The 23,569-nt window shown below is 63.0% G+C and carries 23 protein-coding genes; 15 read left to right on the forward strand and 8 right to left on the reverse strand.

The window, feature by feature from the left end:
• Positions 1-3: 3 nt before the first annotated feature.
• From ACP5E6_RS01875 to ACP5E6_RS01885, 3 genes are all read right to left on the reverse strand, one after another.
• On the reverse strand, positions 4-1,542 hold the full coding sequence (locus ACP5E6_RS01875; RefSeq protein WP_427950891.1) for a DEAD/DEAH box helicase: 1,539 nt from the start codon (positions 1,540-1,542) through the stop codon (positions 4-6).
• Positions 1,543-1,757: 215 nt separating this feature from the next.
• A complete protein-coding gene (locus ACP5E6_RS01880) occupies positions 1,758-2,801 on the reverse strand; it encodes a hypothetical protein (RefSeq protein ID WP_427950893.1) in 1,044 nt (347 codons plus the stop codon).
• Positions 2,798-3,919, reverse strand: coding sequence for a glycosyltransferase family 61 protein (locus ACP5E6_RS01885; protein ID WP_427950896.1), 1,122 nt, complete (start codon positions 3,917-3,919; stop codon positions 2,798-2,800). The genes ACP5E6_RS01880 and ACP5E6_RS01885 overlap by 4 nt, the downstream gene beginning before the upstream one ends.
• 201 nt (positions 3,920-4,120) lie before the next feature.
• On the opposite strand from ACP5E6_RS01885, the gene ACP5E6_RS01890 reads away from it, so the two are divergent.
• Positions 4,121-4,846, forward strand: coding sequence for an SIMPL domain-containing protein (locus ACP5E6_RS01890; protein ID WP_427950899.1), 726 nt, complete (start codon positions 4,121-4,123; stop codon positions 4,844-4,846).
• Here the strand turns inward: ACP5E6_RS01890 and ACP5E6_RS01895 are convergent.
• A complete protein-coding gene (locus ACP5E6_RS01895) occupies positions 4,788-6,155 on the reverse strand; it encodes a glycosyltransferase family 4 protein (protein WP_427950902.1) in 1,368 nt (455 codons plus the stop codon). The genes ACP5E6_RS01890 and ACP5E6_RS01895 overlap by 59 nt on opposite strands.
• Before the next feature lie 371 nt (positions 6,156-6,526).
• Between ACP5E6_RS01895 and ACP5E6_RS01900 the strand changes: the two genes are divergently transcribed.
• Together ACP5E6_RS01900 and ACP5E6_RS01905 are read left to right on the forward strand one after the other, a co-directional pair.
• Positions 6,527-7,498, forward strand: coding sequence for a GDP-mannose 4,6-dehydratase (locus ACP5E6_RS01900; RefSeq protein WP_427950905.1), 972 nt, complete (start codon positions 6,527-6,529; stop codon positions 7,496-7,498).
• Positions 7,499-7,507: 9 nt separating this feature from the next.
• Positions 7,508-8,413 (forward strand): GDP-mannose 4,6-dehydratase, encoded by a 906-nt coding sequence (locus tag ACP5E6_RS01905; RefSeq protein ID WP_427950908.1) that lies wholly within the window; start codon positions 7,508-7,510, stop codon positions 8,411-8,413.
• A 24-nt stretch (positions 8,414-8,437) separates the two neighbouring features.
• On the opposite strand, the gene ACP5E6_RS01910 is transcribed toward ACP5E6_RS01905, so the two are convergent.
• From ACP5E6_RS01910 to ACP5E6_RS01925, 4 genes are read right to left on the reverse strand one after another with little or no spacing between them, the layout of a single operon-like run.
• The gene (locus ACP5E6_RS01910) at positions 8,438-8,944 is read right to left on the reverse strand and encodes a GNAT family N-acetyltransferase (RefSeq protein WP_427950911.1); all 507 of its coding nucleotides are present in this window, start codon (positions 8,942-8,944) and stop codon (positions 8,438-8,440) included.
• On the reverse strand, positions 8,944-10,269 hold the full coding sequence (locus ACP5E6_RS01915) for an ATP-binding protein (RefSeq protein WP_427950914.1): 1,326 nt from the start codon (positions 10,267-10,269) through the stop codon (positions 8,944-8,946). Before ACP5E6_RS01915 ends, ACP5E6_RS01910 begins: the two co-directional genes overlap by 1 nt.
• The gene (locus ACP5E6_RS01920) at positions 10,266-10,961 is read right to left on the reverse strand and encodes a response regulator (RefSeq protein ID WP_427950917.1); all 696 of its coding nucleotides are present in this window, start codon (positions 10,959-10,961) and stop codon (positions 10,266-10,268) included. The genes ACP5E6_RS01915 and ACP5E6_RS01920 overlap by 4 nt, the downstream gene beginning before the upstream one ends.
• Positions 10,962-10,974: 13 nt before the next feature.
• On the reverse strand, positions 10,975-11,493 hold the full coding sequence (locus ACP5E6_RS01925; RefSeq protein ID WP_427950920.1) for a MarR family winged helix-turn-helix transcriptional regulator: 519 nt from the start codon (positions 11,491-11,493) through the stop codon (positions 10,975-10,977).
• Between the two features lie 201 nt (positions 11,494-11,694).
• Between ACP5E6_RS01925 and ACP5E6_RS01930 the strand changes: the two genes are divergently transcribed.
• The 12 genes from ACP5E6_RS01930 to ACP5E6_RS01985 all read left to right on the forward strand — a co-directional run.
• Positions 11,695-12,594, forward strand: coding sequence for a branched-chain amino acid aminotransferase (locus tag ACP5E6_RS01930; RefSeq protein WP_427950923.1), 900 nt, complete (start codon positions 11,695-11,697; stop codon positions 12,592-12,594).
• Between the two features lie 21 nt (positions 12,595-12,615).
• Entirely contained in the window at positions 12,616-13,011 is a 396-nt protein-coding gene (locus tag ACP5E6_RS01935; RefSeq protein ID WP_427950926.1) for a YidH family protein, read from the forward strand.
• A 71-nt stretch (positions 13,012-13,082) separates the two neighbouring features.
• Complete coding sequence (locus tag ACP5E6_RS01940; RefSeq protein WP_427950929.1) at positions 13,083-14,300, forward strand: multidrug effflux MFS transporter; 1,218 nt, start codon at positions 13,083-13,085, stop codon at positions 14,298-14,300.
• 21 nt (positions 14,301-14,321) lie between these two features.
• Positions 14,322-15,065 (forward strand): gamma-glutamyl-gamma-aminobutyrate hydrolase family protein, encoded by a 744-nt coding sequence (locus tag ACP5E6_RS01945; RefSeq protein WP_427950931.1) that lies wholly within the window; start codon positions 14,322-14,324, stop codon positions 15,063-15,065.
• Between the two features lie 54 nt (positions 15,066-15,119).
• Positions 15,120-15,590 (forward strand): hypothetical protein, encoded by a 471-nt coding sequence (locus ACP5E6_RS01950; RefSeq protein WP_427950934.1) that lies wholly within the window; start codon positions 15,120-15,122, stop codon positions 15,588-15,590.
• A gap of 9 nt (positions 15,591-15,599) precedes the next feature.
• Positions 15,600-16,469 (forward strand): acetyl-CoA carboxylase, carboxyltransferase subunit beta, encoded by an 870-nt coding sequence (accD, locus tag ACP5E6_RS01955; protein WP_427950935.1) that lies wholly within the window; start codon positions 15,600-15,602, stop codon positions 16,467-16,469.
• 5 nt (positions 16,470-16,474) lie between these two features.
• Positions 16,475-17,761, forward strand: coding sequence for a bifunctional folylpolyglutamate synthase/dihydrofolate synthase (locus tag ACP5E6_RS01960; protein ID WP_427950957.1), 1,287 nt, complete (start codon positions 16,475-16,477; stop codon positions 17,759-17,761).
• Positions 17,762-17,808: 47 nt separating this feature from the next.
• Positions 17,809-18,885: an alcohol dehydrogenase gene (locus tag ACP5E6_RS01965; RefSeq protein WP_427950938.1), complete on the forward strand. Its 1,077-nt coding sequence runs from the start codon at positions 17,809-17,811 to the stop codon at positions 18,883-18,885.
• Entirely contained in the window at positions 18,882-19,781 is a 900-nt protein-coding gene (locus ACP5E6_RS01970) for a LysR family transcriptional regulator (protein ID WP_427950941.1), read from the forward strand. The genes ACP5E6_RS01965 and ACP5E6_RS01970 overlap by 4 nt, the downstream gene beginning before the upstream one ends.
• Before the next feature lie 146 nt (positions 19,782-19,927).
• Complete coding sequence (locus ACP5E6_RS01975; protein WP_427950944.1) at positions 19,928-20,404, forward strand: formate dehydrogenase subunit gamma; 477 nt, start codon at positions 19,928-19,930, stop codon at positions 20,402-20,404.
• Entirely contained in the window at positions 20,404-21,954 is a 1,551-nt protein-coding gene (locus tag ACP5E6_RS01980; protein WP_427950947.1) for a formate dehydrogenase beta subunit, read from the forward strand. Before ACP5E6_RS01975 ends, ACP5E6_RS01980 begins: the two co-directional genes overlap by 1 nt.
• Positions 21,955-21,966: 12 nt before the next feature.
• Positions 21,967-23,569, forward strand: a 1,603-nt coding sequence (locus tag ACP5E6_RS01985; RefSeq protein WP_427950950.1) for a molybdopterin-dependent oxidoreductase, incomplete at its 3' end; no start/stop codon positions are given.

The following is a 23,569-nucleotide window of genomic DNA, read 5'->3' on the forward strand; positions in this document are numbered from 1 at the left end:
CATTCACGCCGCAATCTCCGTGTCGTCGTTATGAGTGTCCTCCCCATCATGGAAGGCCGGTTCCGGCTCCGTTGTACGGCGGCGCCGAGTTATGTGCATGAAGGCGGGAACATCCTCGCCGAATCCGACCACGATGCTCCGATCCTCGACGATATCGCTGTCGCGGCGGGCAGGTCGCGGCGCGTCGCGCCGGGGTGCGGCACGAGGCGGGAGGCGGGATGATTTTCGATCGTCTCCTCGAGCGGCCTCGACCGGGGTTTCGCGGCGTGGCGGCGTGGTGATTTCGACCGCGGGCGCATCGGCGCGGGCCATTGATTTTGACCGCGCTGCGGGAGCGGATGTGCGGCCGCGGCTCCGACCCCGTTTTTCACTTACCGCCCATTCGACCGGATCAAGCCCCTCGACCGCGAGGGGTGGAATGGCATGGCCGGTCAATTTCTCGATCGCCTCAACCGCTAGACGGTCATCCGGCGTTGCGAGGGTGAGCGCACGGCCTTCAAGCCCGGCGCGGCCGGTGCGACCGATCCGATGGACGTAATCTTCCGCGTGATGCGGCACGTCGAAATTGAAGACATGCGATAGCCCACCGATGTCGATGCCGCGCGCCGCGACATCCGAACAGACGAGCAAACGGATCGTGCCGGCCTTGAACGCCTCCAGGGTTGCAAAGCGCGCCGATTGCGGCATGTCGCCATGTAGCATTCCGGTCGAAAAACCGTGCCTGGACAGGGATTTATAGAGGATATCGACGTCTCGCTTGCGGTTGCAGAACACTAGGGCATTCTGCACGTCCTCTGTGCGCACCAGGCGGCGCAGCGCCTCGCGCTTATCATGGGTGGCGACCAGAAACAGTCCTTCGGTAATGGTGGTTGCGACCGAGGCTGGTTTGGAGACGCTGATTTCCTTGGGATTCCAGAGAAACGCATCGGCGAGGCGCTTGATCTCCGGCGCCATGGTCGCTGAGAAAAACAGGGTTTGCCGCGGCTTCGGCAACATGGCGACGATCCGCTCGACATCTGGAATGAAGCCCATGTCCAACATGCGGTCGGCCTCGTCGATCACCAGCACCCGCACATCCGAGAGCAGCAGACCGCCACGCTCGAAAATATCGATCAGCCTTCCCGGCGTCGCGATCAGGACATCGACGCCGCGGGTCAGCACATCGCGCTGCTCGCCCATGCTCTCGCCGCCGATCAGCAGCGCGTGGGTGAGTTTGAGATGCTTGCCATACTGCACGAAATTTTCCGCGACCTGCAGGGCGAGTTCACGAGTCGGCTCCAGGATCAGCGAGCGGGGCATCCTGGCGCGGGCGCGTGAACCGGACAGAATATCGAGCATCGGCAGTGTGAAGCTGGCGGTCTTGCCGGTGCCGGTCTGCGCGCAGCCAAGTACATCACGCCCCATCAGTACCATCGGGATGGCCTGCTCCTGGATCGGTGTCGGCGTGGTGTAGCCTTTTTCGAGCAATGCCCGCAGCACTGGTTCGGACAGACCAAGAGCGGCGAAACCGGTCGCCTCGTTCAGCGCGTCCGGATCAGTCATGAACGCGGCGCCGATCGGCGCATCCGGCGTTGGGTTTTTCGAAGCGTCAGATGCTTCTGAAGCAGAGGCATCGAAATCCTGAGTTTCGGGCAAATTGTCGACCAGTTCGGAAAAGAGGGCGTTGACCGGGCTTAATGATACCGGATCAGACGTGAAAATTTTGGCGCGATTTCACGCACCTCACCGCGCCTGTATCCTTGGACTCGGCAAAAAAGTCAAGAGATCAGTGATGCCAGCGCCGTCTCGGCGCGCAGCACACCGCGCGCAAGGGCGGCGATGTCCACCTCGGTTTGCAACATGTGACGCTCGCCCAACGGCAGAGCGGTTCTGACCGGATAGCGGGGTGCCGGTGACAGGATCAATCGCCATTCCAGACCGAACATCCGCGCGCAGGCGGCAATCGTGGTGTCGCGCCAGCCATCGATGCCGAGCTCGAGCACCATCGTGCCGGGATCGCAGAACCCAAGCAGCGGCGCCTGAGCCGGATCATCGATGACGATGACGCGTGATGCCGCCAATGACGCCACGAGGTCGGTCAGGCCAAGTTGGTTCACGCCGAGGCGCATGGCGGCGACGTCGAGGACCGCGAAGCCACGGGCGCGCAGCCAGGCCAGCACACTGGCCTGATTGGCACGGGTGAACCGGGCTTCATCGGCCGGCGCCAGAATCGCGATGCGCGCGCTGACTTCGTAGGGTTCGACCATGAAGCGCAACGACTCGATCGCGGGACGGATCATGCGCGAGACGCCGCTGCCAACCGGCCGGGTCAGACAGAGCCGGGCAATCCGGGTCGGGGTGGCGATCGGGGTATAACGATCGAGCAGGTTCATCGCTGCCAGCGCATCGATCTGCGCCAGCGTGAGCGGGGCGCCGATCAGGCCGGGGACGCCGCCCGCGCGACATTGCAGTGAGGCGATCGATAGAGTCTCGCCAAGAAACCGGCCCAACGGTTCGTCGGCGCCCGCCGCCAGCGGTGCCAGTACGCCGGTGCCCGGATGAACGGCGATCGGTTCGGCGATATGCGATGGCATCACACCGTGGCGGAGCGCGCCCGCCGCATCGAGAATTGCAAAGGGGGTCGGAATTACCAGCGCGTCATCAAGCATGACGGTTTCCCACCCCGGCATCGGTACTGCCGGATTGGCCAGTGTGCGATCGGGACGATCGACCCCGAACCAGGTAACGTCATGGACCATGCCGCGCGGCACCATATCGGCGGCACCGGGCATCAGGTGGCAAAATACCTCGTGGTCGCTCATCGCGGCCCGAACACGGTGGCGAGGGCAGCGCGAAATGCGCCGGGATCGACGGTGAACTGGAATTCACGGGCAGTACCGATCTCCGCGGGCGCACCGGTCGCGAAAAAGACCTGCCACCTCAATCCAAACAAGTGGCATGACGCGCGGGTCCAACCATCGGAAAACCGATCCGGCTGAATTTCCAACACCCGCGTGCCCGGATCGCAGAAGCCCAGATTGGCGAGGCCCGCACCGGATTCGCCGATCACGCCAACAGCGGAGGCAAAAAGCCGCGCCTGCTCGGCCACGCTCATGGTGGCGGGGCGGACCAATTCAAATCCGAAATCAGCAGCGATTGCTTCGATTTCGCTGCGATTGTCCATGATCCGGCGATTGTCCGGCGTATCACGCGAGATCATCAGACGGCGTCCGCTGGTGCGCTCCGTGCCAAAGCGAAACCGAAGACGGTCGAACACGGTACGGATGAAACGGTTGGGATAGGAAACGGTGAACGAAACCATCGTGCTGGTGAGCAGCTTGCGAAACCGCGTCGGTGCTTCGAGCGCAATGTAGCCATCGAGCAGATCGAGAGCTTCGAGTATTTCCGCCTGCCAGGGCAGCAGCGTCCGCCCGGCAAGCACCGCGCCGGGGCCGAGGAGCAGCCGGTGATGCAGCGCCGCCGGCAGACCATCATAGAGGAAATGGCCATAATTATTGCCGCCAACACCACCGACCGGCAGGGCGATCATCGGCGAATAGTCAATGTTGCGGTTGGAATCGGCAAAGCGCCAGCCATCCTTGGCGGTGGTGAAATTTCCGTCGATCAGTGATAACTCGCCGTTCCACATGGCAAGATTGGCGATGGATGGCTCGAAAAATGCCTGTCGCGCGTTCAGCACGGCCATCGAATCCGGGGCAAGGATCGCCTCGTTGAGCAGAACGCTGGCGACATGCTGTAGCCGGTGGACCGGATCATCGCGCAAGGCGGCAATCGTGGGCTGGCCAGCGCCGAACACGGTGCGCCCAGCGACCAAACCGTGAGGTACGACATCGAGAAACCGATCCGGGGTGTGACGAAGCTGGCAATCGACCGCCTCGGGGTCGCGCACCGCCCGCCTGAGCGCGGCAAACCCAGACACGGCCGGAAGATCATCGCTGGAGAAGCGGCGAATCGGCGCGGAGGAGATCGGTGGTCCATCCATATTCGGTGCCGTGGGTTGCGTTCTGCCTGTGGTGAGCGCGGAATAACGCTACATCTGGGTTATGGTGAGACATGTCAACGTTGCAATCGAGGTCACAGACCTCTGGCCTCAAAGCATAAGATCGGCGATTTTAGCGTGATGACAGCAAATCATACGATCATCGGAATTCTGATCGGGATGGGTTTCCTCGCCGGCTCCGGCGCGAGAGCGGCGGCAGCACCCTCCGCCGCGACCGTACTCAGCCTGACGGTGATCGGGCGGGCGGATCACACACCCGACCAGCTTGTCGCCAGAATGTCGGTTCAGGATGACGCGCCGACCGCCGCTTCGGCTCAGGCGGCGGTGAACCGGACGATGGGACTGGCGCTGGCTCAGGCTGAGGCGATCAAGGGACTGCATGTCACCACCGGGAGCTATGATGTGGCTCCGACGGATCCGAAACACACAGCCTGGCATGCGCAGCAGACGATGATACTGCGCTACGCCGCCTCACCCAACACAGCGGCCACCGCGGCGGTGCGCCGCCTGATCGGCTCGTTCCAGGCGAGATCGATTGTGCTTGACGGTATCGCAGGGGGTCTCAGTTCCGCGGCCGCCCGTGACACACGTGAACGGGCGATCGCGGATGCGGTACGCCAATTGCGGGCCGAAGCCGCTGCCACCGCATCAGCCCTCGGCGATCGGGTCGGCGCGATCACCAGGATAACCCTCACCGGTCAGACCCCCTTCCACCCGCTGATGCTGGCCATGCGTTCGGCAGAAGTGGTGCTGCCTCAGACGCAACCGGGCGCGATAACCGAGCAGATCAGCCTGTTCGCGACAGTTGAGTTACATCCGGCACCGTCAGCCGGTTCGAAACGGTAAGCCGCTCGTGGGCATCGTCGTCGGCGCCGATAGCCGCCAGAATCGCCGTAGCACTGTCACTCCATGAGGGCGGACGGAATGCTCGCGCGATCTTGGCTTCGAGAGTGGCGACCCGTTCAGGTTCCAGGATGAAGCGGGTGATCACGCGATAGGCGTCGTTCAGGTCGTCGGGATCGAAATAAACACAGAACTCACCCCCTGCTTCAGGCACCGATGCCCGGCTCGAGGCGGCGACGGTCTTGCCAAACGAGAGGCTCTCGGTGACTGGTAGGCCCCACCCCTCGTAAAACGAGGGAAACACCGTGAACAGACAATGTTGATAGAGCGAGGCAAGATCCTCATCGCTCGGGCTTTCAACAATTTTCAACTTGCCGTCGAGGTTCGACGAGTTCTCAATCTGCATCATCAGATCATGGGTCAACCAGCCGATCTTGCCGGCGAAGACCAGATTGGGAATCGCCTCTGGCGGCAGCGTGTTCATCATGCGTCGCCACAGACGAAACATCAGGATGTGGTTCTTACGGGTCTCAATGGTCGAAACGAACAGAACGTAGGGCTGGGTCTGGATCGGCGGCCGCGGCGTGCGGTCGGGAAACGTCACACCGATCGGCACGATCTGCGGGGTCCGGATCGGGATCGACTCACGGTTGGCGAATGCGACGATATCGGAGGCTGTGGCCTGTGAAATCGTGAACAGCACATCGGCCAGACCAATGATCGGACCGAGCCAGGCAACGAATTGCCGCCGTAGCGCCATCACCGCCCATTCCGGCCAGTTCAGCGGGATCAGATCATAGATCATCACGGCGAAGCGGACACCGAACTGATCCTTCAGCCTCTGGATCATCGCCGGATAGTAGCCGCCGGGCCAGGACGCTCCGATCGACAGGATGACATCGCCGCGGGCCAGATCGACCGGCTTGCCGACAACGATACCGGGGGTGGTGGAACCGTTCTCAGTCTCGCCGGGCGGCAGCGTTGTGGCAGGTACCAGTGAACCGGTTCCACCGAGGCCGAGATAGCGACGCCCCCCCCTGACCGTGTCGTACAAGGCGCGACCAGCATGGCGCTGCGCGACCAAAGCGGTACGCGCCATGCTCAGACTGGCCCGAAGCGCCTGACCACTATTGCTTTGCGCCCGCACGAACGCGGCGATCGGAGCGCGCAGATCGGCCGGGAGCGTCTGGCCCCATCGCCGTAGCGACGACACGTTAGGCGACGGGTCCGTCATGGAAACCGCAGCCTGGGACTGATCGAGCCCACCCGGCGGCACCGCCTCGGCCGGCACGGCGGCGGGGTCGCTGATCATCGCCTGTGTGATGCGATGTTCGACATCGAGCCAGGAAACCTCCTCGAGGTCGCGACCGTTTGGCAGATGACGAACAAAACGTATCGGACACGCACCGGTCTTTTTGCGGTCTAACTCGCGATAGATTTCAAAACAGAGCCTCTGGATACCGCTCGGGCGGCTGGTGGCATAAAAATGGACCAATAGATCTTCAATATCGACCCAGACCGTCATGTCACCAACTTTACATTACTCAAAATACATCTCCGGAATATAACTGATCGACGATTTCATCGCTTCTTATCGGCCCCCTCTAGCCAGCTTCGCAGATTACGTCCAGAACGGCGCCGGATTTCAACTCTTTTTCTTGATATGGGATTTGTGGAGTCAAAATGAAGACAGCCTTGATCACCGGCATCACGGGCCAGGATGGCGCGTATCTGAGTGAATTTTTGTTGGGCAAGAACTATCGGGTGATCGGCCTGATGCGCCGCTCGGCCTCCTCTGATGTGATCGGTGAGCGTCTGCGCTGGCTCGGCGTGATCGACAAGGTCACCCTGGTGGAGGGCAACCTGACCGATCTGGGCAGCCTGATCCGCACGGTGCAGACCTATCAACCCGACGAGGTCTATCATCTGGCCGCGCAGAGCTTTGTCGCCACGTCGTGGCAACAACCGTCGCTGACCGGGCTGGTCACCGGTCTCGGCGCGGTCACGATGCTCGAAGCTGTGCGGATCGCCCGCCCGCAGGCACGGTTCTATCAGGCGTCGTCTTCGGAAATGTTCGGCAAGGTGCAGGCCATCCCGCAATCGGAGACCACGCCGTTTTATCCACGCAGCCCCTACGCGGCGGCGAAACTCTATGCTCACTGGATGACGGTGAACTATCGCGAGAGCTTCGGCATGCACGCCTCCTCGGGAATTCTGTTCAACCACGAGAGCCCGTTGCGCGGCATCGAATTTGTCACCCGCCGGATTACCGACGGAGTGGCACGGATCAAGCTCGGCCTCGCTGATCATCTGACGCTTGGCAATGTCGAGGCGAAGCGCGACTGGGGTCATGCCCGAGATTATGTACGTGCAATGTGGCTCATGCTGCAACAAAATGTAGCGGATGATTACGTCATTGCGACGGGTCGAACCATGCGGGTGGCCGATTTCGCCGCGCTGGCGTTCGCCGCCGCCGGTCTGTCGATGGATGATCACGTCCGCACCGATCAGGCGCTGATGCGCCCGGCCGAGGTCGAATTACTGCTCGGCGACCCGCGCAAGGCCGAGCGCGTCCTGGGCTGGAAGGCGAGCGTCACGCTCGAACAACTGGCCGCCGAAATGGTCGAGGCCGATCTGGCCCGTCTGTCGCGCTGAGGGGCTGACGTGACACCGCATCGTATTCTGATCACCGGCAGCAGCGGTTTCGTCGGCGGCTATCTGCGTGCCGAACTGGCCGCGATGTGGCCGGATGCCACCGTGATCGCCGGTGCTGCCGATGTCACCGATACCGCGGCGGTTCACCGCATGATCAAATCGGGCGCGCCTGATGTCGTGGTGCATCTGGCTGGCATCGCCTCGGTGCCAGCGGCGCGGCAGGAGCCCGATCGGGCCTTCGCGGTCAATCTCGGCGGCAGCATCGCGGTGGCGCGCGCGATCATCGAAACGTCGCCGCGCTGCCTGATGATCCATGTCGGCAGTGCTGAGGCCTACGGTGCAAGCTTCCGCAGCGGTATCGCGCTGGATGAAACCGCACCGCTGGCGCCGCTCAATATCTATGCCGCGACGAAGGCGGCGGCGGATCTGACCCTCGGAGCCATGGCGGGCGAATCAGGATTGCGTCTGGTGCGGTTCAGACCGTTCAACCACACCGGTCCGGGTCAATCCGGCGCCTTCGTCATCCCCGCATTTGCCGCTCAGATCGCCGCGATCATGGCACAGACCCAGCCGCCGGTGATCAAGGTCGGCAATCTGGAGGCGGCGCGGGATTTTCTCGATGTCCGCGACGTGGTGCGGGCTTACGCGCTGGCCATCGCCCATGCCGAAGCGCTGGCGTCGGATGCGGTGTTCAATCTGGCCTCCGGCACCCCACGCCGGATTGGCGATTTGCTTGAAACAATGATCGCAGCAGCCGGTCGGCCGATCGCCATCGAGATCGATCCTGCCCGGCTGCGCCCGGTCGATATTCCAATGGCGTTTGGCAATGCCGCCGCCGCGCGGCGCGATCTGGGATGGGAGCCGCAGATCGATCTCGCCACGACGCTGCGGGCGATGCTGCCCAATCGGAGCTGAAAACAACCACTGGCGGTCAAGTGTCTACGGCACCCGCGCCGACACCTGATCGAGCAGGATCGCCCAACGCTCGTGATCGCGCCAGGCACCGTCGATGAACAGGTAGTCCGGCGAATACCCCTCGCGGCAAAATCCGAGGCGTTGAACCAGCCGGATCGATCGCACGTTACCCGGCTGGATATTGGCCTCAACTCGATGCAAACCGACGATTTCACGCATATGGATCAGGCCGGCCCGCAAGCACAGGCTCATCAGACCCTGTCCGGCGCAGGCGACCATGCCGTAATAGCCAAGATAGCACGAGCGGAAATTAGCCAGAACGATCTCGCTAAAATTGAAAACACCGATAATCGTACCATCGTCGGTCAATCCGATCATCGAGACCGCGCGTCGGTGATCGACACCGGCGAACCATTGTTCGAACGCGGCACGATCGAGCGGTGGTTGCACCCAGGGGGCATGATAGTCGCGGCTGGCCCGGTTGGCCGCGATCAAGGCGTCGGCGTCGCTGGCCTCAAGCAATCGCAGCATCATAGCGGCAGCACGATTGTCACGCGGAGCCCGCCGAGTGGACTGTCATCGAGCCGGATATCGCCGCCGTGCGCCGCGATGATGTCGCGCGCAATGGCGAGGCCAAGGCCGGTGCCGCTGGCGCTGCCGCTCTCGAACGGACGAAACATCTGCTCACGCCGGTCGGGTGGAATCCCGGGACCGTCGTCATCGATCACCACGCGGACGCTGCTGGCACCGTCCGGAGCGGCGGCAAGGTTGATCCGCCCGGCATGACGCGCGGCATTATCGAGGAGATTAGCCAGCGCCCTGCGCATCGCCTCGGGGCGTAGCACAACGCTCGGCAGTGGCGAGAGCGCGAGAGCAACGGTTATACCGCCACGCGCGGCACGGGCGGCGACTTCCTCGATCAATAGCCCGAAATCGGTCGGCTGAGGGGCTTCGGCCCCCTCACCGCGGGCAAAGGCGAGATACAGCGCCACCAGACGTTCCATTTCATCGATGTCGCTGGTCATGCCTTCGATGTCAGCCGTCGTTTCCGGGAGCATCGCGATGGCAAGGCGCAACCGGGTCAGTGGTGTACGCAAATCATGCGACACCCCGGCCAGCATGGCGGTACGTTGGGCGAGGAAGCGGCGAACCCGGTCCTGCATCCGGTTGAAGGCGGTGCCGGCCCGGCGTACCTCGGTTGCGCCCTCGGGACGGATCGGGCCGGTATCGCGCCCCATGCCGAAGGCTTCGGCGGCCAGGGCAAGGCGTCGAATACCCCGCACCTGATTCCGCAAAAACAGAATCGCGAGGGTGAGCAGTATCAGCGTCGTCCCCCCGAGCCAGGCGAAAAAAATATAAAGCTCCCCGATATAGAGCCGCTTGCGCGGCACATCGATGGTCAGCACGCCGTCGGACACCTGGACATCGACCCGCACCATCCCCGGCGGGCCGTGCCAGACCAATGCGAAAGGACGCCCAAGTCCAGTGGCGAGCGCGTTCGCCAGATCGGTATCGACCGGACCGAACGCGTGCGGCAGACGATGAGGCCTCAGGGTACGGCCAGGATGGAAATGGAACGCGAATTCGAAGCGGTAGGCGGCATTGGCGAAGATCTGACGTCGCGCGTCGGGAAACACATCCGCCTGATCGAGCACGAAGGCGATTTCCCCGGCGACGCTGCCGGCAAGGCGGCGCGACAGGGTATCGAGGTGGCTGCCATAGAAAATCTGTAGCGCCACCCCTTCGAGCAGGATCAGCGGCAGCACCACGATCAGCAGGGTACGACCGAACAGGCTGCGCGGCAGAATTTTGCGGAGCGCGCGGTCCGGTTCGAGACCGCGGGGAACCAGTCTCATGGACCGGGTTTGAGGATATAACCCCGGCCGCGCACCGTTTGCAGGTAGCGTGGCTCGCGCGGATCGCTCTCGATCTTGCGGCGCAGACGGGTCACCTGAACATCAATCGCGCGTTCCCCCGCTTCGTCCATGTTCAGAATCTGGGCCAGCACCTCGCGCGAGAGGATTTCGTTCGCACGGGAAGCCAGCACGCCAAGCAGGCTTGCTTCACCGCCGGTCAGCCGGATCGGCCCCCGTTCGGTGATCAATTCGCCGCGGTCCGGATCGAAACTGGCCCGACCAAGCTGGACCGGTCCGGTATTCAGCGCGGGCGTGGTGGTCCGGCGTAGCATGGCGCGAATGCGGAGCAGCAATTCGCGCGGATCGAACGGCTTACCCAGGTAATCATCGGCTCCAGCCTCGAAGCCGGCGATACGATCCTCTGGCGCCCCGCGCGCCGTGAGCAGCAGGATCGGCAGGGTCGGCGCCCGATCGGCGCGCAGCGATTCGGTGAGAGCCAGCCCCGATTCCTCAGGCATCATGACATCGAGCACCAGCATGTCGGGATCGACGATCCGCAGTGTTTCGCGCGCGGCGGCGGCGCTGTCGGCGGTTGTGACACGAAAGCCGTTCTCGATCAGATACCGCGACATCAGTGCGCGCAGCCGCGCATCGTCATCGACAAGCAGGATATGTGCGGCGGTGCCGCTCACGACGTGGCCGCGATCATCGTTTCGATGCGCGGGCCGCCTCGGCGCGATCGAGCCAGGCGCGGGCATCATCCTTCATCATCCCGCGCAGCACCTTGCGAAACCCCTCGACGGCCGGCCCCCCGGCCTCGCGAAACGCCATCGTCAGGCGCTCATGCTGAGTTTCGAACAGACGGCGTTCCAGCGCGACTCCCTCCGGCGTGAGCGACAACAGCCGCTGCCGGCGGTCGGTGCGGCCAGGAGTTTGCTTCACATAACCCTCACGAATCAACGGTCCGAGCACCCGGGCGAGACTCTGCTTGGCGATCCCGAGAATATGCAGCAACTCGCCGACCGGCAGACCGGGATTGCGGCCGATGAAATGCAGGGTCCGGTGATGCGCGCGGCCGAACCCCATTTCGGCCAGCATCGCATCAGCAGTCGCGACCAAATCGCGATTGGCGAAAAAAATCATATCTTGCGCCAGACGGAGTTCGTCCTCGCGAAGGAATAGCAGGCCGGCGGTCTGACCGGTTTGAGCGGATTTTTCATGCATGACGCACTCATTATTACTGGTATAGGAGGTATGTGATAAGACAGTGTTTATACCCGATTGCACAAAATGCCCATGGCAAACCGGATTTTGTCTGGGCAGACCCGAGACTCGCCCCTTGGCCACCGACCGCCGACAATCTAAAGGTGGTGATATGAACTACGGCCGCATCGATCCGCGGCCCGATCGAGAGGGGACGCGACCATGAGCCTGATTCCATTCGACGACCGCGACGGCATGATCTGGTGGGACGGCGCCTTGCGTCCGTGGCGCGAGGCCAATTTGCACGTTCTCTCGCACGGGCTGCACTATGCCTCGGCCGTTTTTGAAGGCGAACGCGCCTATGCCGGCAATATCTTCCGCTTGCGCGACCACACCAACCGGCTGATCCAGTCAGGCAAAATACTTGGGTTTGATATCCCTTATACCGCCGCCGAAATCGATGCCGCATGTAATGAGGTGCTGGCCGCCAATGGCTTCACCGATGCTTACATACGCCCGATCGCCTGGCGCGGCTCGGAACAACTCTCGGTCTCGGCGCAGCAGACCCGGATTCATCTTGCGATTGCCGCCTGGGCCTGGCCCAATCTGTTCGGTTCGGACCGGATGAAGGGTATTACCCTCGGCATGGCGCAATGGCGTCGGCCCGATCCACGCAGCGCCCCCACCGCCTCGAAGGCTGCCGGCCTTTATATGATCGGCACCCTGTCAAAGCACGCGGCCGAGGCCGAGGGGTTCAATGACGCGCTGATGTTAACGCTGGATGGAAACGTCGCTGAAGCGACCGGGGCGAATATTTTCTTCGCGATCGATGGTGCGCTGCACACGCCGACGCCGGACAGTTTCCTCGATGGCATCACCCGGCGCACGGTGATGGCGCTTGCGCGCGCCCGCCAGATCCCCGTTGTTGAGCGCCATATCAAACCCGAGGAAATGGCGCAGGCGAGCGAAGTGTTTCTCGCCGGCACCGCTGCCGAGGTTACACCGGTCCGCCAGATCGGCGATCTCCATTTCAACCCCGGCCGCATTACCCAGGTGCTGATTGGCGATTACGATGCCCTTGTGCGGATGTCGCCCGACGAGGTTGCCAGGCGCGCCGCATGAGCCATCCGCACTGACCACAACGTGACGGTTCCGCATTTCACCGACCACGCTGCCAATGAGCGGACGTTTCTGGCCTGGGTCCGCACCGCCATCGCCGTGATGGCGTTTGGTTTCCTGGTCGAACGTTTCGATATTTTTCTCAAAATCGCCGGTAAGTCGCTCGGCAAAACCGTAACAATGTCAGGTCAGGTCGCCGGCAGCTTGGTCGGGCTGGCGCTGATCGTCGCCGGCGCTCTAATGGTCATGGCCGCGATGCTGCGGTTCGTGCGTAACCGTGCCGACATCGCCGACGATCAAACCCACGGCGCCACCAGCGACCGGCTCGACTTGGTCCTGGCCGGGCTGATCGTGGTGCTTGGCGTCGCACTTGCGATCTATCTCGGCCTGACCATGCTGCACGGCGCGAAACAGGGGTGAGCCGCGTGCGACCGGCAGCGTTGCGCGGATCGCTCATTCTCCCGGCAGCACCAAGGCCGTAAATCCCCTCAATGTCCACTGCTCCGATCGCCCTGGTGCCGCCCGCCACAATATCGCCGCCGACCACCCGTCACCTCGCGCTACTGCTTGGGTTTCTGATCGCGATCGGTCCGGTCTCGGTCGATATGTATCTGCCGGCTTTCCCGACCATCGCGAGGGATTTTCATGATCCCGCGGCACCTGGATTGACTCTCGCGGCCTATTTCGCTGGTTTGGCCATCGGGCAGATGACCCAGGGGCCGTTCTCCGACCGAACCGGTCGACGGTTACCCATCCTGATCGGTCTGACCATATACACCCTTGCCTCGCTCGGATGCGCCCTGGCTTGGAGTACCGATTCGCTCATCGGCTTCCGTCTGCTTGCGGCATTCGGCGGCTCCGCTTCCGTGGTGGTGCCCCGCGCAATGGTGCGTGACGTGGCAGACGGACCGGCCGCGGCAATGCTATTTTCCAAGCTGATGCTTGTGATGGGCGTCGCCCCGATCATCGCGCCAATTCTGGGCAGCGCAATCGTGTCGGTCGGCTCCTGGCGCTGGATTTTCGTCCTCGCGGCGGCTTATGGCGTCATCGCCCTGGCGTTGGTCTGGTTCAAACTGCCCGACACGCTGGCAGCCGGTCGACGCAGCATGGTCGGATTTCGCTCGATTCTGGTCCGCTATGGCCATATCGCCAGTGATCGGGGATTTCTGACCAATGCTCTGACCGGCACATTCGCGATCGGGGCCTTGTTCGCCTATCTCACAGGGACGCCCGGCGTTTTCATCGGTGAGTTTCACTGGCAACCGCTCAGCTATGCTGCCCTGTTCGGCATGAATGCGGCTCTCTATATCGGTTTCAATCAATGGAACCCCCATCTGGTGGCCCGGTTCGGGCTGCGGCCGGTGGTCACGACGGCGATTGCGCTGTTGCTCATTGGCACGCTGGCACTGACCATCGGCGCCATGAGCAATGCCGGTCCGATCGCGATCATCGGCGCGCTCCTGATCTGCCAGGCGAGTTACGGCTTCGCGCTGCCGAGCACCATGGTTGCGGCATTGTCGCGCCATCAGGCCCATGCTGGGTCGGCCTCGGCGTTGATGGGGACTTGGCAGTATCTGGGGGGCGCAATCGCTGGGTCGCTGGTCGGTGGTTTTGCCGACGGAACCGCGCGGCCAATGGCGCTCACCATGCTCGGCTGTGCCGTGCTGGCCTTGGGGACTGGCGCATTCCGGCCGCAAAACCTGCTCTGAAAATGCTATAGGATCATCATCATGACCAGTATCATCGGGATTCCCGCCTGCACCAAGATGATTGCCAACCACCACCAGCATGCCACGCCGGCGCGCTACGGCGAGGCGCTGATTCGCGCTGCCGACGCAGTGCCGCTACTGATCCCGCCCGAAGGCGAACGGATGCTGGCCGTGCTCGACCGGCTGGACGGCCTACTCGTCAACGGCAGTCCGAGCAACGTAATGCCGACCCGCTATGGCGTGGCAGGTGATGAAACACCCGACGCGCACGACCCCGACCGCGACGCCACCACTCTGCCGCTGATCCGGGCTGCGATCGCGCGCGGCATGCCGGTGCTGGGAATCTGCCGCGGTCTGCAGGAGCTGAATGTTGCGTTCGGTGGCACACTGCACCAGCAGGTCCATACACTGGCCGGGCGATTGGATCATCGCGGCGGCATCGGCACCAGGGCCGAGCAATATGCGGTGCGCCACATTGTTACCCTCAGCGGCAGTCTCGCACGGATCTGCGGTGCTGAAAGCATCATGGTGAATTCGCTGCATGGCCAGGCGATCGATCGATTGGCTCCGGGTCTGGCGGTCGAGGCGGTGGCGCCCGATGGCACGATCGAGGCGGTGCGCGTCGAAGCCGCCCGCAATTTCGCCCTGGCGGTGCAGTGGCATCCGGAGTGGGATGTACTCGGCGCGCCGGATCGACAGCGCCTGTTTGCCGCGTTCGGCGCGGCCTGCACCGCTTATCGGAACCGGGAAGCCCAGGCGGCCTGACTTTTGCCGTGAGCCGGTCTATATAGGCCTTATCATATCCCAGGAGCCTCGATCATGGACATCCAGACCATCGACAACCAATATTCCCAATTGCAATCCCAGTCGCAGCAGACCGTCGAATCGCTCAAGGGTCTGGCCACCAAGCTACAGGCGGCATCGCAATCGGGTAATCAGGACGCGCGCGAATGGATGCTCGACCTGAAAGAGATCGCTTTGGCGATGCAAGCCGAACAAAATCAGGTCGCCGCTCTTCTGCAAGCTCTGCATGGCTTCGTCGCCAATCAGTCCCAGCAGATGAGTTCGGTGCCGCAAACCCAACAACAGGGTCAACAACCCTGGGGCGCACCGCAGCAGCAAGGCTATCCCCCTCAAGGTTATCCTCAACAGGGCTATCCTCAGCAGGGCTACCCGCCGCCGCCGCAGGGCGGCATCCTTGGTGGGTTTCTGAACTCTGGCTTTGGCCGCGCAATCACCATGGGAGCTGGTTTCGGCATCGGCGACAGCATCATCAACGATATCTTCTGACCGAACCCGATGAACTGGCTCACTGAATTCGTTCGCCCGCGCGTCCGCACGTTGCTTGGGCGCAAAGAGGCTCCGGATAATCTCTGGCACCAATGTCCCTCGTGCCAACAGATGATCTTTCACCGCGAACTCGAGGCTGCCCAGAAGGTCTGCCCGCATTGTGGCCACCACATGCGCGCCACCGCGGCCGAACGCTTGAGCTGGACCTTCGATGACGGGGCGTTCACGCGAATTGAGTTGCCGAAAGTGCCGGCCGATCCGCTCAAATTCCAGGACAAGAAACGCTATTCCGATCGTCTGTCCGAGTCCCGCAAGAAAACCGGGATGGATGATGCCGTACTGGTCGCGCATGGCAGCATCGGCGGGCATAAGGCCGTCGTCGCGGCGATGGATTTCCGCTTCATGGCTGGCTCGATGGGGGCTGCGACCGGCGAGGCTCTGGTCGCCGCCGCACGGCTTGCCGTGCTGCAACGGGCGGCGCTGATCATCTTCACCGCGTCGGGCGGCGCACGAATGCAAGAAGGCCCGATCAGCCTGATGCAGATGCCGCGTAGCATCATTGCGGTTCAGATGGTCCGTGAAGCCGGGCTGCCCTATATCGTTGTATTGACCGACCCTACGACGGGCGGCGTTTCCGCTTCCTTCGCCATGCTCGGTGATATCCAGATCGCGGAACCCAATGCCTTGATCGGTTTCGCCGGCGCTCGGGTGATCGAGGAGACCATCCGCGAAAAATTGCCGCCCGGCTTTCAGCGGGCGGAATATCTACTCGAACACGGCATGATCGACATGGTCACCCCGCGCGGCGAACTCGCCGCAACCCTCGGCCGTTTGCTCGGTCTTTTGAACGTGCGACGGGCGGAGCCGCTGGCGGCGTGAGCCTGATGCGCTCGCGAATCGATCACCGGATTGAGCGTCTACATACGCTCTATCCGCGATTGATCGACCTGCGGCTCGAACGGCTGGAGCGACTTCTTGCCGCTCTCGGCCATCCCGAACGTCAGTTGCCGCCGACCATCCACGTCGCCGGCACCAACGGCAAGGGCAGCACCTGCGCCTTCCTCCGTGCTATCGCCGAGGCCGCCGGGTTACGCGCCCATGTCTATATCTCGCCGCATCTGGTGCGCTTCAACGAGCGCATCCGCCTCGCCGGCAATCTGGTGACGGATGAAGCGCTCGATGATGCATTGGCCGAGATCGAACGCGTCAACGACGCGGCTCCGATTACCGTGTTCGAGGCCATCACCGCGGCGGCATTCGTGCTGTTCGCCCGCAACCCTGCCGATCTTGCGATCATCGAAGTTGGGTTGGGCGGCAAATTCGATGCCACCAATGTCATCCCTCCCCCGCTGGTCGCCGCGATCACGGCCATCTCGCTCGATCATCGTGAATTCTTCGGCGACACCGAAGCCCTGATCGCGCTCGAAAAATCGGGAATCATCAAACCTGGATCGCGCGTGATCACCGGCCAGCAACCACCTGACGTGCTCGACGTGATCACAGCGACCGCGCAGGTCCACGCGGTGCCCCTTTTGGCGCGCGGGCGTGACTGGCAGGTCAACCCAACGACCGATGGATTCCTCTTCCGCGATGCGTCCGTCGCCTTGTCCTTGCCGCCCCCCGCCCTGCACGGCGCACACCAGATGGATAACGCCGGCATCGCTATCGCCGCCCTTCGCAGCAGTGGCCTGATCGTCCCCGATCACGCCTATGCCCAGGGTATGCGTGACGTCGAATGGCCGGCGCGGATGCAGCAGATCGGCGCACCCCTCGCCAATCTGCTGCCCGTCGGTTCCAGCCTGTGGCTCGATGGTGCTCATAATCCAGGTGGCGCCACCGCGATCGCCGATGCCCTGCAAGCGTTCGACGGCCCGACCCATCTGGTGGTCGGTATGAAGCAAGCTAAGGATTGCGCTGAATTCCTGCGCATCGTCGCCCCTTTCGCCGCCAGTATCCAAGCCGTGGCCGAGCCTGACCAGCATCTGGCACTCCCGGTCGAACAAATCGTCGTCGCCTCGGGAGGCATTGCCCGCCCGGGCCCCACGGTCGACGCCGCCTTGCGTCATCTGGCGATCGATGATGAGCCGAAACGCGTATTGATCTGCGGCTCGCTCTACCTCGCCGGCGTGATCCTGGCACGATTGGATCGATCAGGTACCGCACCCCTCTGACCTCTGGCGCTCGATATATATTTTTGGCTATAACGGGAGGAATGACAATGACCGCGACCACCATGAAAGCCTGGGCCGTCGTCGCGAATGGTGCCCCGCTTGCCGAAATCGACCTGCCGATGCCCGAACCGCAGGGCAGTGAAATCCTGCTCGAAGTCACCCATTGCGGCGTCTGCCACTCTGATCTGCATCTCTGGGACGGGTATTACGACCTCGGCAGCGCCGGGCGGTTCGACATCATTCAGCGTGGCATCGCGCTGCCCTTGGCACTCGGTCATGAAATCGTCGGCCGGGTCGTAAAACTGGGGCCGGAGGCATCGGGTGTCACGCCCGGCGACATCCGCATCGTCTATCCCTGGATCGGTTGCGGCACCTGCGCGCGCTGCATGGCCGGCGAAGATAATCTCTGCACCAAGCAGCGCTCGCTGGGTATCTACCAGCACGGCGGTTTTGCCACCCATGTGATCGCCGCGCATGCCCGCCATCTGATCGACCCCGGCGATATCGATCCGGCGCTGGCCGCTACCTATGCCTGTTCGGGCATTACGGTATTCGCCGCGATCCGCAAGGTGATGCCTCTGCCGCCGGACGCGCCGATCGTGCTGATCGGCGCCGGCGGCCTGGGCCTGTCTGCGATCGCGGTGCTCCGGGCACTGGGTCATCGGGCGATCGTCAGCGTCGATACCAGCGCCGCCAAACGCGCCACGGCGGCTTCAGCGGGAGCCACCGCCACAGTTGATGGTCTGGCAGAGCGGCTCGATAAAGCCATCATCGCCGCCTGCGGTGGTCAGCCGATCGCCATCATTGATCTGGTCAACGGCTCCGGCACCGCGAGGGCTGCCCACGCCGCGTTGGCCAAAGGCGGCAAATTGGTCATGGTCGGGCTGTTCGGCGGTGAGTTAACCCTGCCCCTGCCGTTCATGCCGATGCGCGCACTAACCATCCAGGGCAGTTTCGTCGGCACACCCGGCGATCTGCAGGATCTGGTCGACCTCGCGCAAGGTGGTGGCCTGCCGGCGCTGCCAATCGAAACCATGCCCCAGCGCGACGCCAACGCCGCGCTAAATCGACTGAAGGATGGCACCGTCACGGGTAGACTCGTGCTCGTCGCCGTGCCGTCTTGATCGACAAACTCGGCTACCTGCTCGCGCTGGCGCGCGAAAAGCATTTCGGCCGGGCGGCGGAAACCTGCGGCGTCACCCAGCCGACGTTTTCCGCCGGCATCCGCGTACTCGAGGAAACCCTCGGCATGCCGCTGGTCGAGCGATCCTCACGGTTCCAGGGCTTCACCCCCGAAGGCGAACGGGTGCTTGACTGGGCGCGCCGCATTGTCGGCGACATGCAGGCGATGCGAGCGGATATCGTTGCGCTCAAGCGCGGCCTGTCCGGCCTGCTCAGGATCGCTGCGATCCCGACCGCGCTTGCAACGATCGCGGAGCTCACCACCCCGTTTCGCGCGCAGCATCCGGCAGTGCGCTTCTCGATCCAGTCCTGCACCTCCAATGAGGTGCTGCGGCGGTTGAACAATTTCGAGGTCGATGCCGGTGTGACCTATCTCGACAACGAACCGATCGGTCGCAATCGGGTGGTGCCCCTTTATCAGGAACGCTACCGGCTGCTCACTGCCGCCGACGCCCCTCTCGGTCAGCACGAAAAAGTGACTTGGGCCGAGCTTGGCCAAATCCCCCTATGTCTGCTGACTCCTGACATGCAGAACCGCCGCATCCTCGATCGGCTGTTGCATAATGCCGGCGTCGATCTGCTGCCGACGCTCGAGAGCAACTCAATTGTAGTGCTGGTCAGCCATGTTCAAACCGGCCGATGGGCCTGCGTTCTGCCGGAAAAACTGGCACAGATTTTCGGCCTGACTGCCCGACTGCGCGCGATCCCGATCGTCGCACCGGAGGAAGTCTACACCGTCGGCCTCGTGCTCCCCGACCGTGAGCCGATGCTGCCCCTGGTCGCTGCACTGGTCCAGATCGCCACTCAGCACGCCAGCATCCTGGCTGATACCGTTTGATAGACAGTCTCTATCAAACGATCCAGTAATCAGCTTGTTTCCTTTTGTGAATTGCGGATATTATTCATCCAATCTTAAATCGCTTTGACGTATCTTACCCTGGTCCCCAACGAGATCGGGGCTGACGGATCGGGAATGAAACATCCATGACCACACGGCGACCATCGGCCTGGGATAGCACGACAGCGCGCGCAATTATCGAATCGTACGCCGGACGGGAGGGATCGATGCTACCGATTCTGCATTCATTGCAGGCGGAATTCGGGTTCGTCCCGCGCGAGGCGGAACCGCTGATCGCTGACTCACTCAATCTCAGCCGTGCCGAGGTTCATGGTGTAATCAGTTTCTATCACGATTTCCGCCGCAACCCCGCCGGTCGCCACATTCTAAAACTATGCCGCGCCGAGGCCTGTCAGGCGATGGGGTCGGAAGCGACCGCACAGCAAGTGCTCGACGCGCTAGGTCTCGATTGGGGTGAAACCACTCCGGATGGCCGGATCACGGTGGAGCCAATCTATTGTCTCGGTCTGTGCGCCACTGCACCGAGCGCCCTGTTCGACGGCGAACCAATTGGCCGGATCAACGCCTCCTTGATCCACCATCTGGTGCAGGAGGTGGCCTGATGAAAATTTTTATCCCCCAGGACATGGCCGCCGTTGCTCTCAGCGCCGATCGGGTTGCCATTGCCATTGAGGCTGAGGCGCGGTCGCGCAACATTCCCGTCACCATCGTGCGCAACGGTTCGCGCGGAATGTTCTGGCTCGAACCATTGGTCGAAGTCGCGACCGCGTCCGGGCGAATCGGCTACGGTCGGGTCTCTGTCGGCGACGTTCCTGCCCTGTTTGAGGCACGATTCTTCGAAGGGGCGCCACACCCTTGCTGCGTCGGCCACATCGAGGCGATTCCGTTCTTTGCTAAACAGACCCGCTTTACCTTCCTCCGCGCCGGCGTGATCGACCCATTATCCCTCGATGACTACCGCCATCACGGCGGCTATCGCGGGCTCGACGCAGCCCTTACCCTCGGCCCGGCCGCGATCATCGCCGCGGTCAAGGCCTCCGGTCTGCGGGGCCGCGGTGGTGCCGGCTTCCCCACCGGCATCAAATGGGAGACCGTCGCGCGCACCGCTGCCGAGCGAAAATTCATCGTCTGCAATGCCGATGAGGGCGATTCCGGCACTTTTGCCGATCGTTTGATCATGGAGGCCGATCCCTTCGTGCTGATCGAGGGCATGACGATCGCGGGCATCGGCGTTGGCGCCACCAGAGGCTACATTTACATCCGGTCCGAATATCCCTTCGCGATCCGCATGATGGAACGAGCCATCGGAATCGCAAAACGTGCCGGACTACTCGGAGCCGCAATCGCCGGCAGCAGCCACGAGTTCCACCTCGAAGTCCGCGTCGGCGCTGGCGCTTATGTCTGCGGCGAGGAAACCGCGCTGCTCGAAAGTATCGAGGGCAAACGCGGCCAAGTCAGGGCGAAACCACCCCTACCCGCGATCAAGGGGTTATTCGGCCAACCGACCATCATCAACAACACGATCAGCCTCGCCAGCATCCCCTTCATCCTCGCCGAAGGAGCGCAGCGCTACGCCGAGATCGGCTACGGTCGCTCGCGCGGCACCATGCCGGTGCAGCTCGCCGGCAATATCCGCCATGGCGGGTTGTTCGAATGCGCCTTCGGCATCACCCTCGGCGAATTGATCGAGGATGTCGGCGGCGGCACCGCCTCTGGCCGCCCGGTCCGCGCGGTCCAGGCCGGCGGCCCGCTCGGCGCCTATTTCCCCCCCTCGCTGTTCGACACCCCCTACGACTACGAAGCCTTCGCCAAGCGCGACGGCCTGATCGGCCACGGCGGCCTCGTCCTGTTCGACGATACCGCCGACATGGCCAAAATGGCCCGGTTCGCCATGGCATTCTGCGCCCACGAATCCTGCGGCAAATGCACCCCCTGCCGGATCGGCGCGGTCCGCGGCGTCGAAACCTTCGATAAGATCGCCGCCGGCATCGAACCCGAGAAAAACCTCGCCCTGGTGCGCGACCTTTGCGAGACCATGAAGCTCGGCTCGCTCTGCGCCCTCGGCGGCTTCACCCCCTACCCGGTGCTCAGCGCGCTGAACCATTTCCCCGAGGATTTCGCGGCGAAACCACTCCCTCTGGCCGCCGAATAAAGGAACACACCCATGGGTCTCGTTCACGAAATCGACTACGGCACCAAACCCTCCCAGTCCGAAAAACTGGTCGCCCTCATCATCGACGGCGTCGCCGTCAGCGTGCCCGAAGGCACCTCGGTGATGCGTGCCGCGATGGACATCGGCACCAAAATCCCCAAACTCTGCGCGACCGACATGCTGGACAGTTTCGGCTCCTGCCGCCTCTGCCTGGTCGAAATCGAAGGCCGCGCCGGCACCCCCGCCTCCTGCACCACCCCGGTCGCCGAGGGCATGGTGGTCCACACCCAAAACGAGCGCCTCGGCAAAATCCGCCGCGGCGTCATGGAACTCTACATCTCGGACCACCCGCTCGACTGCCTGACCTGCTCGGCCAACGGCGATTGCGAATTACAGGCCATGGCCGGCGCGGTCGGCCTGCGCGATGTCCGCTACGGCTATGCCGGCGACAATCACCTCGACTCCGCCAAGGACGTCTCCAACCCCTATTTCCAGTTCGACCCCGCCAAATGCATCGTCTGCTCGCGCTGCGTGCGCGCGTGCGAGGAAGTCCAAGGCACTTTCGCCCTCACCATCGCCGGCCGCGGTTTCGACTCCAAGGTCTCGCCGGGCATGGAGGAAAGCTTCTTCGACTCCGAATGCGTCTCCTGCGGCGCCTGCGTCCAGGCCTGCCCGACCGCGACGCTGATGGAAAAATCCGTCATCGACATCGGCCAGCCCGAACATTCCAAAGTCACCACCTGCGCCTATTGCGGCGTCGGCTGCTCGTTCAAGGTCGAAATGCGCGGCGAACAAATCGTCCGCATGGTCCCCTACAAGGACGGCAAGGCCAACCACGGCCATTCCTGCGTCAAGGGCCGCTTCGCCTGGGGCTACGCCACCCACCGCGACCGCATCACAAAGCCCATGATCCGCGCCCACATCAACGACCCCTGGCGCGAGGTCTCGTGGGACGAAGCGATCGCCCACACCGCCTCCGAATTCAAGCGCATCCAGGCGAACTATGGCAAAAACGCCGTCGGCGCCATCACCTCCTCGCGCTGCACCAACGAGGAAACCTACCTGGTGCAGAAACTCGTCCGCGCCGTCTTCGGCAACAACAACACCGACACCTGTGCCCGCGTCTGCCACTCCCCCACCGGCTACGGCCTCAGCCAGACCTTCGGCACCTCCGCCGGCACCCAGGATTTCGACAGCGTCGAACACGCCGATGTCATGCTCCTGATCGGCGCGAACCCGACCGATGGCCATCCGGTGTTCGCCTCGCGCATGAAAAAACGCCTCCGCGACGGCGCCAAACTCATCGTGATCGACCCGCGCCAAATCGATCTGGTGCGCACCCCGCATGTCGAGGCCGCGATCCATCTGCAAATCCGCCCCGGCACCAACGTCGCCATCCTCACCGCACTCGCCCACGTCATCGTCACCGAAAACCTGGTCGATACCGATTACGTCCGCGAGCGCTGCGAGGCGGATGCCTTCGCCCATTGGGCCGAATTCGCAGCCCAGGACGCCAACAGCCCCGAAGCGACCGCCGCGATCACCGGCGCCGACCCGCACGCCGTCCGCGAAGCCGCCCGCCTCTACGCCACCGGCGGCAACGCCGCGATCTACT

The sequence above is a fragment of the Acidiphilium sp. genome (assembly GCF_049977125.1).
Classification (GTDB): Bacteria; Pseudomonadota; Alphaproteobacteria; order Acetobacterales; family Acetobacteraceae; genus Acidiphilium.

Bases quoted from the DNA above. Each gene is read 5' to 3' on its own strand.
- ACP5E6_RS01875 (WP_427950891.1), bottom strand. From the start codon at position 1,542: ATGACTGATCCGGACGCGCTGAACGAGGCGACCGGTTTCGCCGCTCTT.
- ACP5E6_RS01975 (WP_427950944.1), top strand. From the start codon at position 19,928: ATGACCACACGGCGACCATCGGCCTGGGATAGCACGACAGCGCGCGCA.
- ACP5E6_RS01945 (WP_427950931.1), top strand. From the start codon at position 14,322: ATGACCAGTATCATCGGGATTCCCGCCTGCACCAAGATGATTGCCAAC.
- ACP5E6_RS01895 (WP_427950902.1), bottom strand. From the start codon at position 6,155: ATGATCAGCGACCCCGCCGCCGTGCCGGCCGAGGCGGTGCCGCCGGGT.
- ACP5E6_RS01965 (WP_427950938.1), top strand. From the start codon at position 17,809: ATGACCGCGACCACCATGAAAGCCTGGGCCGTCGTCGCGAATGGTGCC.
- ACP5E6_RS01880 (WP_427950893.1), bottom strand. From the start codon at position 2,801: ATGAGCGACCACGAGGTATTTTGCCACCTGATGCCCGGTGCCGCCGAT.
- ACP5E6_RS01890 (WP_427950899.1), top strand. From the start codon at position 4,121: ATGACAGCAAATCATACGATCATCGGAATTCTGATCGGGATGGGTTTC.
- ACP5E6_RS01940 (WP_427950929.1), top strand. From the start codon at position 13,083: ATGTCCACTGCTCCGATCGCCCTGGTGCCGCCCGCCACAATATCGCCG.
- ACP5E6_RS01900 (WP_427950905.1), top strand. From the start codon at position 6,527: ATGAAGACAGCCTTGATCACCGGCATCACGGGCCAGGATGGCGCGTAT.
- ACP5E6_RS01980 (WP_427950947.1), top strand. From the start codon at position 20,404: ATGAAAATTTTTATCCCCCAGGACATGGCCGCCGTTGCTCTCAGCGCC.
- accD (WP_427950935.1), top strand. From the start codon at position 15,600: ATGAACTGGCTCACTGAATTCGTTCGCCCGCGCGTCCGCACGTTGCTT.
- ACP5E6_RS01915 (WP_427950914.1), bottom strand. From the start codon at position 10,269: ATGAGACTGGTTCCCCGCGGTCTCGAACCGGACCGCGCGCTCCGCAAA.
- ACP5E6_RS01950 (WP_427950934.1), top strand. From the start codon at position 15,120: ATGGACATCCAGACCATCGACAACCAATATTCCCAATTGCAATCCCAG.
- ACP5E6_RS01960 (WP_427950957.1), top strand. From the start codon at position 16,475: ATGCGCTCGCGAATCGATCACCGGATTGAGCGTCTACATACGCTCTAT.
- ACP5E6_RS01925 (WP_427950920.1), bottom strand. From the start codon at position 11,493: ATGCATGAAAAATCCGCTCAAACCGGTCAGACCGCCGGCCTGCTATTC.
- ACP5E6_RS01930 (WP_427950923.1), top strand. From the start codon at position 11,695: ATGAGCCTGATTCCATTCGACGACCGCGACGGCATGATCTGGTGGGAC.
- ACP5E6_RS01910 (WP_427950911.1), bottom strand. From the start codon at position 8,944: ATGCTGCGATTGCTTGAGGCCAGCGACGCCGACGCCTTGATCGCGGCC.